The 12,867-nt window shown below is 64.4% G+C and carries 11 protein-coding genes and 1 pseudogene; 10 read left to right on the forward strand and 2 right to left on the reverse strand.

Features of this window, described 5'->3' with window-relative positions; genetic code table 11:
- Positions 1–40: 40 nt before the first annotated feature.
- Positions 41–523: an SRPBCC family protein gene (locus tag FHJ30_RS04785; RefSeq protein WP_139028170.1), complete on the reverse strand. Its 483-nt coding sequence runs from the start codon at positions 521–523 to the stop codon at positions 41–43.
- Positions 524–539: 16 nt separating this feature from the next.
- Positions 540–881, reverse strand: coding sequence for a helix-turn-helix transcriptional regulator (locus FHJ30_RS04790; RefSeq protein WP_139028171.1), 342 nt, complete (start codon positions 879–881; stop codon positions 540–542).
- A gap of 149 nt (positions 882–1,030) precedes the next feature.
- Between FHJ30_RS04790 and FHJ30_RS04795 the strand changes: the two genes are divergently transcribed.
- The 10 genes and pseudogenes from FHJ30_RS04795 to FHJ30_RS04840 all read left to right on the forward strand — a co-directional run bounded on the left by FHJ30_RS04795 (position 1,031) and on the right by FHJ30_RS04840 (position 12,840).
- Positions 1,031–1,435, forward strand: coding sequence for a tautomerase family protein (locus FHJ30_RS04795; protein ID WP_139028172.1), 405 nt, complete (start codon positions 1,031–1,033; stop codon positions 1,433–1,435).
- Between the two features lie 186 nt (positions 1,436–1,621).
- Complete coding sequence (gene iolC, locus FHJ30_RS04800) at positions 1,622–2,635, forward strand: 5-dehydro-2-deoxygluconokinase (protein ID WP_139028173.1); 1,014 nt, start codon at positions 1,622–1,624, stop codon at positions 2,633–2,635.
- Positions 2,632–3,567, forward strand: coding sequence for a deoxyribose-phosphate aldolase (locus FHJ30_RS04805; RefSeq protein WP_139028174.1), 936 nt, complete (start codon positions 2,632–2,634; stop codon positions 3,565–3,567). The genes iolC and FHJ30_RS04805 overlap by 4 nt, the downstream gene beginning before the upstream one ends.
- 6 nt (positions 3,568–3,573) lie before the next feature.
- Positions 3,574–5,550 (forward strand): 3D-(3,5/4)-trihydroxycyclohexane-1,2-dione acylhydrolase (decyclizing), encoded by a 1,977-nt coding sequence (gene iolD, locus FHJ30_RS04810; protein WP_171058922.1) that lies wholly within the window; start codon positions 3,574–3,576, stop codon positions 5,548–5,550.
- A gap of 30 nt (positions 5,551–5,580) precedes the next feature.
- Positions 5,581–7,092: pseudogene (locus FHJ30_RS04815) on the forward strand (CoA-acylating methylmalonate-semialdehyde dehydrogenase); the annotation flags it as partial.
- A gap of 181 nt (positions 7,093–7,273) precedes the next feature.
- The gene (locus FHJ30_RS04820; RefSeq protein ID WP_139028175.1) at positions 7,274–8,185 is read left to right on the forward strand and encodes a sugar phosphate isomerase/epimerase; all 912 of its coding nucleotides are present in this window, start codon (positions 7,274–7,276) and stop codon (positions 8,183–8,185) included.
- Between the two features lie 29 nt (positions 8,186–8,214).
- Complete coding sequence (locus FHJ30_RS04825; RefSeq protein WP_139028176.1) at positions 8,215–9,228, forward strand: Gfo/Idh/MocA family protein; 1,014 nt, start codon at positions 8,215–8,217, stop codon at positions 9,226–9,228.
- A 39-nt stretch (positions 9,229–9,267) separates the two neighbouring features.
- On the forward strand, positions 9,268–10,143 hold the full coding sequence (locus FHJ30_RS04830) for a sugar phosphate isomerase/epimerase family protein (protein WP_139028177.1): 876 nt from the start codon (positions 9,268–9,270) through the stop codon (positions 10,141–10,143).
- Complete coding sequence (locus FHJ30_RS04835) at positions 10,140–11,600, forward strand: sugar porter family MFS transporter (protein WP_139028178.1); 1,461 nt, start codon at positions 10,140–10,142, stop codon at positions 11,598–11,600. Before FHJ30_RS04830 ends, FHJ30_RS04835 begins: the two co-directional genes overlap by 4 nt.
- A 241-nt stretch (positions 11,601–11,841) precedes the next feature.
- Positions 11,842–12,840: a substrate-binding domain-containing protein gene (locus FHJ30_RS04840; RefSeq protein WP_139028179.1), complete on the forward strand. Its 999-nt coding sequence runs from the start codon at positions 11,842–11,844 to the stop codon at positions 12,838–12,840.
- Positions 12,841–12,867 lie beyond the last annotated feature (27 nt).

Genomic DNA, 12,867 nt, shown 5'->3' on the forward strand with positions numbered 1-12,867 from the left:
CGCTGCAAGGGTGGCCCGCCGTCGTCGTACTTTCTTTGCTTCAGACCTTGGCGCCGCTGAGGAGTTCGTCCAGCCGCTCGTAGCCCTCGCTCATGCCGCCTTCCATTCCGGACTGTGCCATCCCGTCGCGCGCCTCCTGGCTGGGATAAACGGAGTGGCCCCGCATCCGGGTCCGCCCGTTGCCGAGGTCCTCGAACGTCATGAATTCCAGGCTGACGATGTCCGGGTAGCCGCCAAACTCAAAGGTTTGGATGGCAAACTCGTTGTCGCGGACGGTGTGGAAGATCCCCCTAAATTCATAGGGGACCCCCTCGGGCCCGGTGTGGAGGTAGCTGTAGCTGCCGCCGGTGCGGAAATCGTAATGGTCGATCTCCATCTTGTAGCCCCGCGGGCCCAGCCACTGGACGATCAGGTCAGGTTCCTTGTGGGCACGGAAGACGTCCGCCACCGGGAAATCGAACTCGCGCTCATAGTCGATGAAGGGGACGCCCTCAGGAACGCTGAGTTTCAGGGAATTGCTCATGATGACTCCTTGGAGATTAGTCGCTGCCAGACGCAGCATGTGATCTAAGTACGGCGTCGAGGTTCCGGAACTGCCCTTCGCGTACCAGCCTGTACTGGTCGATCCAGGCGGTCAGCGCCTCAAGCCGCGCCGGGTTCAGGTGGACGGGCCGGCGCTGCGCATCCCTGGTCCTGGTGACCAGTCCCGCCTGCTCGAGTACCTGGATATGTTTCGAGACCGCCTGCTTGGAGATCTCGAACGGTTCTGCCAATTCGTTCACGGTGGCCGCACCCCGGCTGAGCCGGGCGATGATGCTCCGCCGCACGGGATCGGCCAGGGCCATAAAGGCCGAGTCCAAGGCCGCGCTTTCGGAACTCATCAGAGCCCTCCTTAATCAATCTCTTCGTTTATCAACCTTTCGGTTGTTTAAGACTAGGCGTGTCCCGCTGCCCTTTCAAGCCTCTTGGCCTTGTTTCTGGCTCACGCGATTTGTTAGTATGTCAGTACAAACTCTGAACGGAGCGAAACATGCCGCTTGTGCGCATTGACGTAAATGAAGGACGCAGCCGCGGGGAGCTGCAGCAACTCAGCAGGGGAATCCATGATGCCATCCTCGCTGAGTACGCCATCCCCGAGCGCGACTACTTCCACATCCTCACCGAGCATCCCGAGGGGCAGATTTTTGCCCAGGATGCCGGCCTGGGGTTTGAGCGGACCCGGGACGTGGTGATGATCCAGATCTTCACGCAGGGCGGCCGGTCCCAGGAAGCGAAGCAGCGGCTGTTCGCTGCAGTGGCGGAAAAGCTCGCCGAGGCGGGCACTGCGGGGGAGGACGTGTTCATCGGCTACGTGGAGAACACTGCCGGTGACTGGTCCTTTGGATTTGGCCGTGCGCAGTATGTCACCGGCGAGCTTGCTGTGCCCAAAAAGTAGCCCCTCCGTGCGGGGCGGCTGTGTGCATTTTCATAGCCACGTCTCGTTGTAAGTATGTCAGTACAAACCTTTGACAGGACATCCAAACTAGGGCAAAGTAGTGCCCGTGGCGTAAGTCACGGCAGCGAGTCCAGGGCTCCCTCAGAACAGGTTTAGAGTTCCACACCAGAAAGGTCCACGATTACCGTGACCCACGAGCTTCTTACGATCGGGCGCATCAGCGTTGATATCTACCCGAACGACATTGGGGTTGACCTGGAGGACGTGACGTCCTTTGGGAAGTACCTTGGCGGTTCTCCGTCCAATGTCGCCGTCGCTGCCGCCCGGCATGGCCACCGGACGGGTGTGATTACCCGCACCGGGGACGATGCGTTCGGAAAGTACCTCCACCGCGAACTGCACAAGTTCAACGTCGATGACACCTTCGTATCATCCGTCACGCAGTACCCGACGGCCGTGACCTTCTGCGCCATCAAGCCGGCTACGGACGAGTTCCCGCTCTACTTCTACGGACGGTTCCCCACTGCTCCGGACCTGCAGATCAGGGCAGAGGAGCTGGACCTCGATGCCATCCGCGAGGCCGGTATTTTCTGGTCCACGGTAACGGGCCTGTGCCAGGAGCCCAGCCGCAGCGCGCACCTTGCCGCCCATGAGGCCCGGCCGCGCACCGCCCTGGCCGAGGGCCAGTTCACCATCCTGGACCTGGACTACCGGCCCATGTTCTGGGACTCGGAGGAGGAAGCCCGGGCCGAGGTGGCCAAGATCCTCCCGCATGTCACCGTTGCCATCGGCAATGACAAGGAGTGTGCCGTGGCTGTGGGGGAGGGCACTCCGGATGAGCAGGCGGACCGGCTCCTGGCAGCGGGCGTGGAAATCGCCGTCGTCAAGCTCGGACCGGAAGGCGTGATGGCCAAGACCCGCACCGAGCGCGTGGTCTCCGCCCCGGTCCCGGTAGAAACCGTCAACGGCCTGGGCGCCGGCGACTCCTTCGGCGGCGCCTTCTGCCACGGACTGCTGTCCGGCTGGCCGCTTGCCCAGGTCCTCGATTACGCGAATGCCGCCGGCGCGATCGTCGCCTCCCGCCTCTCCTGCGCCGACGCCATGCCGACGCCGGATGAGGTCACCTCGCTGCTGGCCGAACGCGGCCGCCCGGTTCCCGGCACCTCTGAGCAGCTTGCCACTGAAGGAGCAGCACTGTGACCCTTACGCCTCTCGCCTCGAACAATGACGTGGACGACGACCCCCGCCGCTATGAGCACCTGAGCACCATCCGGCTCGAAGACCCGGATGCCGTAGCCCGGGCCGCCAAAGCCCGCCGCCGCCATCCCGGCGTGAAGTCCGGCCGGCAGAACTTCATCGTCGCAGCCGACCACCCCGCCCGCGGCGCCCTTGCCGTCGGCAGCGACCCGGTGGCCATGGCGGACCGCCGGCAGCTGCTGGACCGGCTGCAGATCGCGCTGGCCAACCCGGCCGTTGACGGTGTCCTGGCCTCGCCGGACATCATGGATGATCTGCTGCTGCTCGGTGCACTGAACGGCAAGCTGGTCTTCGGCTCCATGAACCGCGGCGGCCTTGCCGGGCTGGTCAATGAGTTCGACGACCGCTTCACCGGCCACACCGCTGCAGCGCTCGAAGCCTTGGGTGCGGACGGCGGCAAGATGCTGACCCGGATCTGCCTGGGCGACCCCGACACGGTGGTGACCCTCGAAGCTACCGCCAAGGCCATTGACTCGCTGGCCGAGCGGAAGCTCATCGCCATGGTGGAGCCGTTCCTTTCGGTCCGCGAAAACGGCAGGGTCCGCAACGACCTCACGCCGAACGCCGTGATCAAGTCGATCGCCATCGCCGAGGGCCTGGGCTCCACGAGCGCCTATACCTGGATGAAGCTGCCGGTCGTGGCGGAGATGGAACGCGTTATGGCCGCCACCACCATGCCCACGGTCCTCCTGGGCGGGGATCCGGACAGCAGCCAGGATGAGGTTTTCGCCAGCTGGCAGGCAGCCCTTGCCCTCCCCGGAGTGCAGGGCCTCACCGTTGGACGAACCCTTTTGTACCCTGCTGACGGGGATGTGGCAGGCGCCGTGGCCACCGCCGCTTCCCTCCTCAGCCACAACGCAGAAGCATCGGAGTAGCTTTCCATGGGAACCACATCAGGAACGCGCAGGATGACGGTGGCGCAGGCCGTCGTCGAATACCTTTCCAAGCAGTACACCGTGGACTCGGTCAACGGGGTGGACTACCGGGAGCGCCTGATCCCGGGAACGTTCGGCATTTTCGGGCACGGCAACGTGGCAGGCGTGGGCCAGGCGCTGAAGCAGTACCAGCAACTGGACCCGGCCATCATGCCGTACTACCAGGGACGCAACGAGCAGGCCCAGGTCCACCAGGCCGTGGGGTATGCCCGGCACACCCGCCGTCGCCAGACGTTCGCGGTCAGCACCTCCATCGGCCCGGGTTCCTCCAACCTGCTGACCGGCGCCGCGCTGGCCACCACCAACCGGCTGCCGGTGCTGTTGCTGCCCAGTGACACGTTCGCCACCCGCGCCGCGGACCCGGTGCTGCAGCAGCTCGAGCAGCCCTACGCCTACGACCTGACGGTCAATGACGCGTTCCGGCCGCTGTCCAAGTTCTTCGACCGGGTCAACCGGCCCGAGCAGCTGTTCTCCGCCTTCCACCACGGCCTGCGGGTGCTCACCGACCCGGCCGAGACGGGAGCGGTGACCATTTCGCTGCCGCAGGACGTCCAGGCCGAAGCCTTCGACGTGCCCGAGGAATTCCTGGCCGAGCGGGAGTGGCGGATCCGCCGACCGGAGGCGGACGACGACGACATCCGCCGCGCCGCCGAGGCGATCCGTGCCGCGAAGCGCCCGCTGATCATCGCCGGCGGCGGCGTCCTCTACGCCTACGCCAACGACGAGCTGGCGAAGTTCGTGGAGCTGACCGGTATCCCGGTGGGCAACACGCAGGCAGGCGTCGGCGTCCTGCCCTGGGACCACAAGTTCAGCCTGGGTGCCATCGGTTCGACCGGCACGACGGCGGCGAACGCCATCGCTGCCGAGGCGGACCTGATCATCGGCATCGGCACCCGCTACGAGGACTTCACCACCGCGTCCCGGACGGCGTTCCAGAACCCGGACGTGCGCTTCATCAACATCAACGTCGCCCCGATCGACGCGTACAAGCACGGCACCCCGCTGCCGATTGTCGCCGATGCCCGCAAGGCACTGGTCAAGCTCAACGCAGCCCTCGGCGGCTACCGCGTGGGCGGCGACCTTGAGCGACGCGTCGCGGCGGAGAAGGAGCGCTGGGACGCCACCGTGGATGAAGCCTTCGACACCCGCTACACCCCGCTGCCGGCGCAGAATGAAATCATCGGCGCCACCAACCGGGCCATGGACGCCCGCGACGTGGTCATCTGCGCGGCAGGGTCGCTGCCCGGTGACCTGCACAAGATGTGGCGCGTCCGCGACCCCTTCGGCTACCACGTCGAATACGCCTACTCCTGCATGGGGTACGAAATCCCCGGCGGCCTCGGCGTGAAGCGCGCGGTCCTCGCCGAAGCGGCAAGCACGACGGCGGCAGGCGGGTCAGGCGATCAGGTGCGGGACGTCGTCGTCATGGTAGGGGACGGCTCCTACCTGATGATGCACACCGAACTCGTCACCGCGGTCGCCGAACGCATCAAGCTGATCGTCGTCCTGATCCAGAACCACGGCTACGCCTCCATCGGTTCCCTCTCGGAGATGCTCGGCTCGCAGCGGTTCGGCACAAAGTACCGGGCACTGGATGAGGAACACCACAGCTTCGACGAAGGCGAAACGCTGCCGGTTGACCTGGCCCTGAACGCACAGTCGCTGGGTGTAAAGGTGATCCGGATCGAACCGGGGGAGAAGGTCATCGCCGAACTCGAGCAGGCCATCCGCGACGCGAAGGCCGCACCCGAGCGCGGTGGACCGATCCTGATCCACGTCGAATCCGATCCGCTGCTGGACGCGCCGTCCTCTGAATCCTGGTGGGACGTGCCCGTCTCCCAGGTCTCCGAACTGGAATCCACCAAGCAGGCCTTCCAGACCTACGCCGACCACAAGTCCCGCCAGCGCAAACTGCTCGGCTGACCCCCTTTCCGCTACTCAAGGAAGAGTCCAATGACTGCCACCACCACTGAGACCACCACCATCAACCACTTCATCAATGGCGCCGAAACCGCCGGTGAAGGTGACCGAAGCGCTCCCGTCTACAACCCGGCCACCGGCGCCGTGTCCGCCCAGCTGCGCCTGGCCAACCGCGCCGACCTGGACGCCGCCGTCGCCGCCGCCCGCAAAGCAGCCGACACGTGGGGCGACATCTCCCTGGCCAAGCGCACCGCCGTGCTGTTCAAGTTCCGTGAACTCGTCGCTGCCCACGTGGACGACCTCGCGGCCCTGATCACGGCCGAGCACGGCAAGGTCCTCTCCGACGCCAAGGGTGAGATCGGCCGCGGCCTGGAGGTTGTGGAGTACGCCTGCGGTATCCCCACCCTGCTCAAGGGCGACTACTCGGACCAGGTCTCCACCGGCATCGACGTCTTCTCCTTCCGCGAACCCCTCGGCGTGGTAGCCGGCATCACCCCGTTCAACTTTCCCGTGATGGTCCCGCTCTGGATGGCGCCGATGGCCATCGCCACCGGCAACGCCTTCATCCTCAAGCCCTCCGAACGCGATCCGTCCGCCTCGCTCCTGCTGGCGAAGCTGTGGAAGGAGGCCGGGCTGCCCGACGGCGTGTTCCAGGTCCTGCACGGCGACAAGGAAACAGTGGACGGGCTGCTGACCCACCCGGACGTTGACGGCATCTCCTTTGTCGGCTCCACCCCGATCGCCCAGTACGTCCACGAGACCGCCACCAAGCACGGCAAGCGCGTGCAGGCCCTGGGCGGGGCAAAGAACCACGCCATCATCCTGCCCGACGCCGACCTGGACAACGCCGCAGACCACCTCGCCGCCGCCGCATTCGGCTCCGCCGGTGAACGCTGCATGGCCATCTCTGTCGCCGTCGCCGTCGGGGACGCCGCGGACCTGCTCGTGAAGAAGGTCGAAGAGCGCGCCCTGGCCGTGAAGGTCAACAACGGCACCGCCCCCGACGCCGAAATGGGCCCGGTCATCACCCCGGCCTCCAAGGAACGCATCGTCAGGATCGTCACCGAAGCCGAAACCGCCGGCGCTGTCATGGTGGTGGACGGCCGTGGCCTGGTGGTCCCCGGCCACGAAGACGGCTTCTGGGTGGGACCCACCGTGATTGACCACGTCAAGACCGAAATGACCGCCTACAAGGAGGAAATCTTCGGACCCGTCCTCGTGGTGGTCCGCGTGGATACCCTCGAAGACGGCATCAAGCTCATCAACGCCAACCCCTACGGCAACGGCACCGCCATCTTCACCTCCTCCGGCGCAGCAGCCCGGAAGTTCCAGCGCTCCGTCACCGTCGGCATGATCGGCATCAACGTGCCCCTGCCCGTCCCGGTGGCCTACCACTCCTTCGGCGGCTGGAAAGCCTCGCTCTTCGGTGACAAGCACATCTACGGCCCCGAAGGCGTCTCCTTCTACACCCGCGGCAAGGTCATCACCTCCCGCTGGCCCGAAACCCACCACGCCTCCGGCGCCTCCTACAACTTCCCGTCCCACGCCGACGACAGCCATGCCGTCCGCCACGACGGAATCGCAGAAGGCCTCCCTGACGAGCTGGCGCACGGCGAAGACGCCGTTCCAGGCCGGGCCGACGATGCAACTGAAGGCCGCGGACGGCGCGATTGACCCCCTTCGCTATCCCAGCTGAGCACCCCGACAATAGAAAGACAACGCTGTCATGACTGAGAACAAGCTGATCATCGGCACCGCTCCGGACTCCTGGGGCGTCTGGTTCGCGAACGATCCCAAGCAGACGCCGTGGGAGCGGTTCCTCGACGAAGTGGCCGAATCCGGGTACAAGTGGATTGAACTGGGCCCCTACGGCTACCTGCCCACCGACCCCGCCCGCCTGGCCGAGGAGCTCAAGGCCCGTGACCTCAAGGTCACCGCCGGCACAGTTTTCACCGCCTTCCACCGCGGCCTGGACCAGTGGGAAACCGCCTGGGAGCCGGCCCGCAAGGTGGCCGAACTGACGGCAGCAATGGGCGGCGAGCACATTGTGGTCATCCCGGCCATGTGGCGCGACGACGTTACGGGTGAGGCTGTGGAAAGCGGCACCCTGAGCGACAAGGCCTGGAGTGACCTCTTCGACGGCCACAACCGCCTGGGCAAGACCCTGCTGGAAGACTTTGGCCTGAAGCAGCAGTTCCACTCCCACGCCGACTCCCACGTTGGCGCGCAGGAAGACATCGAGCACCTCCTGGCTGCAACCGATCCCAAATACCTGAACCTTTGCCTGGACACGGGCCACGCCGAGTACTGCGGGGCGTCCAGCCTCGAGCTCATCAAGAATTACCCGGACCGCATCGGCTACCTGCACCTGAAGCAGATCAACCCGGAGATCCTGAAGAAGGTCAACGAGGAAAACATGACCTGGGCCGCAGCCAACCTGGCCGGCGTCATGACTGAACCGCCGAACGGACTGCCGGACCTCCGCGCGGTCATCGAGGCTGTGGAAGGCTTGAACCGTCCTATCTTCGGCATCGTGGAACAGGACATGTACCCGGTGGCGTTCGATGTTCCGATGCCCATTGCCAAGCGCACCCGCAATTACCTGCTGTCCTGCGGCTCCCGCACAGCCGTCAACTGATTACCTCCAAGACACTTAAGGAAAAGACAATGACTGAAACACTGCGCGTAGCCGTCATCGGCGCCGGCCGCATGGGCGCGGACCACATCCAGCGCCTCAGCAAGCGCATCCACGGAGCCGAAGTTGCCGCCGTCGTGGACGTGGACCTGGCCCGTGCCCAGGCCGCCATCGAAGGCATCCCGGGCGCCGTGGCACTTGCCGACGCCGAGGAAGCCCTCAACAACGGCGACGTCAACGCGGTACTGATCGCCACCCCCGGTTTCCTGCACGAGGACATCCTGTTCAAGGCCCTCGCCAAGGACATCCCCATCCTCTGCGAAAAGCCGCTGACCCCCGACGCCGAATCCTCCTGGAAGATCGTCGAGGCCGAGGTGGCGCTGGGCCACAAGCGCATCCAGGTGGGCTTCATGCGGCGGTTCGACGCCGAGTACGCGGCATTGGGCGGAATCATCCGGAACGGCGAACTGGGCGAATTGCTCATGCTGCACCACCAGCACCGGAACCCCACCACACCGGATGGCTTCACCAACGAGATGCTGATCAACGACTCCGTGGTGCACGAGTTCGATGCCATCCGCTACTTCACCGGCGAGGAAATCACCAGTGTCCAGGTCCGCCTGGGCAAGGCCACCAAGAACGCGCCCGCAGGCCAGCACGATCCCCAGCACGTCCTGCTCGAGACCGAGTCAGGCGTCCTGGCCGACGTCGAGATCTTCGTCAACGCCAAGTTCGGCTACGAAGTGGCCACCCAGGCTTCCTTCGAAGAAGGCATTGTCAACATTGGCGGCGACAAGGGACCATACACCCGCAGCGCCGGCCACTGGGGCGGCAACGTCACGCCCGGCTTCGAGGAGCGCTTTGGCGCGGCGTACGACGTCGAAATCCAGTCATGGGTGGACGCGGCGCTTAAGGGCGAAATTGGCGGTCCCACCGCCTGGGACGGCTACGCCACCGCAGCGTGCTGCGAAGCAGGCGTCGAAGCGCAGAAGAACGGCGAAAAGGTCGCCGTGAAGCTCGCCGCAAAGCCCCACCTCTACAAGTAGCCCCCGCCCTGCCGTTCTGATCCACGATGGAGTGTTTTCGTGAAAATCGCACTTGACCCCACGCCGTTCCACCACTCGCATAGCCTGCTTGAGTTCCCCAAGGTGGTGGCGGACCTCGGCTACAAGTACATGCAGATGACCCCGCACGCCGATTTCATCCCCTTCTTCAACCATCCCAAGGCGGATGACGAACTGGTGCGCCAGCTGAACAAGGCCTGCAAGGACGCGGGAATCGAAATCGCCTCCGTGCTGCCGGTGCTTCGCTGGTCCGGACCGGACGAGGATGCCAGGGAAGCGGCTGTCCGCTACTGGAAGCGTGCCATCCAGATCACCGTGGACCTTGGCGTGAGCACCATGAACACTGAGTTCAGCGGCCGCCCGGAGAAGGCGGAGGAGTCCGAAAGGGCCTTCTACCGATCCATGGAAGAACTGCTGCCCATCATCGAACGTGAAGGCATCGACCTGCTGATCGACCCGCACCCGGACGACTTTGTGGAAGAGGGCCTCGCCGCCATCCGCGTGATCCGCGGGGTCAATTCGAAGAATGTGGGCATGGTCTACGTGGCCTCGCACAGCTTCCACATGAAGAACGCGCCCCTGGACATCATGCGCGCCGCAGGTGACAAGCTGCGGCTGGTCCACGTGGCGGACACCATGGACCATCACGCCTCCCATGGCCTGCGCTACATCACCAACCCGCCGGGCAACCCGGTCCGTGTCCACCAGCACCTGAAAATCGGCGATGGCGACGTGAACTGGGATGAGTTCTTTGGTGGCCTGAAGGAAATCGGGTTCCTGGACCGGGATGACACGGTCATGGTGTCCAGCGTTTTTGCCGAGGACGAGCATGCGGAGGACGTCTCCCGGTACCAGCTGGAGACGATGCAGCAGTACGTCCAGAAAGTGAATGGATGAGTACCCCTGTTCCAACCGACACAAAATCCAAGCAGCCAGCGAACCACAAACGGGCGCTCCGCACTGTCACCATCATCTCCACCTTTGGCGGCCTGCTCTTCGGGTATGACACCGGCGTCATCAACGGCGCCCTCCCGTACATGCAGGAGGACCTGGGGCTGACTCCGCTGACGGAGGGGCTGGTGACGTCCTCCCTCCTCTTCGGCGCCGCCTTCGGTGCCCTGTTCGGCGGCCGGCTGGCAGACCGGAACGGGCGCAGGAAGATGATCATCGTCCTTGCGGTCATCTTCCTGCTGGGTACCTTGGCCTGCACTTTTGCGCCGAATACGGAGGTGATGATCGCTGCCCGGTTTGTGCTTGGTCTCGCCGTCGGCGGTGCGTCGGTTACGGTGCCCGTCTACCTGGCCGAAGTTTCCCCCAGTGCCCGCCGCGGCAGGATCGTCACGCAGAACGAGCTGATGATCGTCACCGGGCAGCTGCTGGCCTTCATCTTCAATGCATATTTGGGGAACACCTTCGGTGAAGCAGGCGGCATCTGGCGGTGGATGCTCGTCATTGCGACGCTCCCTGCCATCGCCTTGTGGATCGGGATGAACTTCATGCCGGAAAGTCCGCGCTGGCTGGCTTCCATGGGCAGCTTCGGCGAAACGCTCAGCGTGCTGCAGCGCATCCGTTCGCAGGCTGAAGCGCGCGCGGAGTTCGAAGAGGTCAAGGCCATGGCCGTAGAGGACTACAAGTCCAAGATGGGCTCCTGGAGGGATCTGGGCATTCCCTGGCTGCGGAGGATCTTTGTGGTGGGCCTCGGCCTGGCGGTGATCCAGCAGATCACGGGCGTGAACTCGATCATGTATTACGGCACCCAGATCCTGGCGCAGTCCGGCTTTGGCCGGGAGGCGGCGCTGACTGCCAACATCGCCAACGGCGTCATCTCCGTGCTTGCCACGTTCGTGGGCATTTGGCTCCTGGGCAGGGTGGGCCGCCGGCGGATGCTTATCACCGGGCAGGTAGGGACGACGTCGGCCCTGTTGCTGATTGGCTTCTTCTCGCTGATACTGCCGGAGGGCGCTGCGCGGGGTTTCGTGATCCTGTCACTGACTGTGACATTCCTGGCCTTCCAGCAGGGAGCTATTTCGCCCGTGACCTGGCTGATGCTCTCCGAGATCTTCCCGCTGAAGATGCGCGGCCTCGGTATGGGCGCGTCCGCCTTCGTACTTTGGATCGTGAACTTCCTTGTGGGCTTTGGCTTCCCGCAACTCCTGGCCGCCATTGGGCTCTCCAACACCTTCTTCGTCTTTGCCGTGCTGGGGGTTGGGGCTATCGCCTTTGCCACCAGGTACGTTCCTGAGACCAAGGACAAGAGCCTCGAGGACCTGGAGCATTACTTTAAGAATGTGGCTGGGGAGCGGCCCGGAGCTGCGGCGGCCCGCGACGGCGAGGCCGTGCCGAACGCACGCTGAATCCCCTGATGATGCCCCCTTGAGACCATCTCAAGGGGGCATTTTCATTGTCCGCAGATGTCCCGGGGACTGTGTCGAACGGCTTGGACACCACGGAAGGGCAAGTTTCCTTACGTTAGAACATGCTAATGTCAGGACAAAGTGTTGACTTTTGTGAACCGGATCACCATGATCTAGTTGAAGGCATTTTCAACACACGCGATGAGGCGTGTTGTCAGCCCGAAATCGAAGGAGATTTATCGTGAAGAAGTTTTCCTGGCGGAAGGCGGCGCTCGTAGCCGCGGTCGTCCCCATGATGGCACTTAGCGCCTGCTCCAGCACCGGCGGCAGGACCGAACAGGGCGGCACGTCCGGCGGCGGCCAGGTCGCCACCACTGAGCGCATGAAGATTGCGCTGGTCACCCACGCCGCTCCGGGTGACACGTTCTGGGACATCCTGCGCAAGGGCGCCGAGGAAGCCTCTGCCAAGGACAACGTGGAGCTGCTCTACACCTCGGACCCTGAGGGCGGCCGCCAGGCGCAGCTGATCCAGCAGGCTATCGACCAGAAGGTGGACGGCATCGCGGTGACCCTCGCCAAGCCGGATGCGCTCAAGGACGCGTTGAAGAAGGCAACGGACGCCGGCATCCCGGTGGTGAGCCTCAACTCCGGAGCCGACGTCTGGCAGGGCCTCGGCGCCTTCACCCACTTCGGTTCGGATGAAAACCTTGCAGGTGCCGCCGTGGGTCAGAAGCTTCTGTCCATGGGCGTCAAGCGTCCCATCTGCGTCATTATGGAGCAGGGAAATGTCGCCCTTGATTCCCGCTGCGCCGGAGTCAAATCCAAGATTCCGGCCACCGAGAACCTGTTCGTCCAGGGCACGGACATGACGCAGGTTTCCTCCACTGTCACCGCGAAACTCCAGGCCACGCCTGAAGCCGATGCCATCATCGGGCTTGGAGCCCCGTTCACGCTGACGATCCACAAGGCCGTGGAGTCCCTGAACCTGAAGGACAAGGTCAAGATTGCTTCCTTCGACATGAACGGCGATCTTGCGCAGGCGATCATCGATGGCAAGGTTGCCTTCACAGTGGACCAGCAGCCCTGGCTGCAGGGCTACGGCGCCATTGACGCGCTCTGGCAGGCCAAGCGTGCAGGCATCCATGTTGGCGGCGGCCAGCCCGTGCTGACCGGCCCCTCAATCGTCGACCAGGCAGCAGCCCCCGACGTCCTCAAGTTTGCCAAGGAGGGTGTCCGCTAGGACACCCGCCCCGCTTGGTCCGCGGCC

Source organism: Arthrobacter sp. BB-1 (assembly GCF_006151685.1).
GTDB lineage: Bacteria > Actinomycetota > Actinomycetes > Actinomycetales > Micrococcaceae > Arthrobacter.

What these genes read in the sequence shown, in the direction of transcription:
- FHJ30_RS04785 (WP_139028170.1), bottom strand. Translation starts at nt 523, where the DNA reads ATGAGCAATTCCCTGAAACTCAGCGTTCCTGAGGGCGTCCCCTTCATC.
- FHJ30_RS04790 (WP_139028171.1), bottom strand. Translation starts at nt 881, where the DNA reads ATGAGTTCCGAAAGCGCGGCCTTGGACTCGGCCTTTATGGCCCTGGCC.
- FHJ30_RS04795 (WP_139028172.1), top strand. Translation starts at nt 1,031, where the DNA reads ATGCCGCTTGTGCGCATTGACGTAAATGAAGGACGCAGCCGCGGGGAG.
- iolD (WP_171058922.1), top strand. Translation starts at nt 3,574, where the DNA reads ATGGGAACCACATCAGGAACGCGCAGGATGACGGTGGCGCAGGCCGTC.
- FHJ30_RS04820 (WP_139028175.1), top strand. Translation starts at nt 7,274, where the DNA reads ATGACTGAGAACAAGCTGATCATCGGCACCGCTCCGGACTCCTGGGGC.
- FHJ30_RS04825 (WP_139028176.1), top strand. Translation starts at nt 8,215, where the DNA reads ATGACTGAAACACTGCGCGTAGCCGTCATCGGCGCCGGCCGCATGGGC.
- FHJ30_RS04835 (WP_139028178.1), top strand. Translation starts at nt 10,140, where the DNA reads ATGAGTACCCCTGTTCCAACCGACACAAAATCCAAGCAGCCAGCGAAC.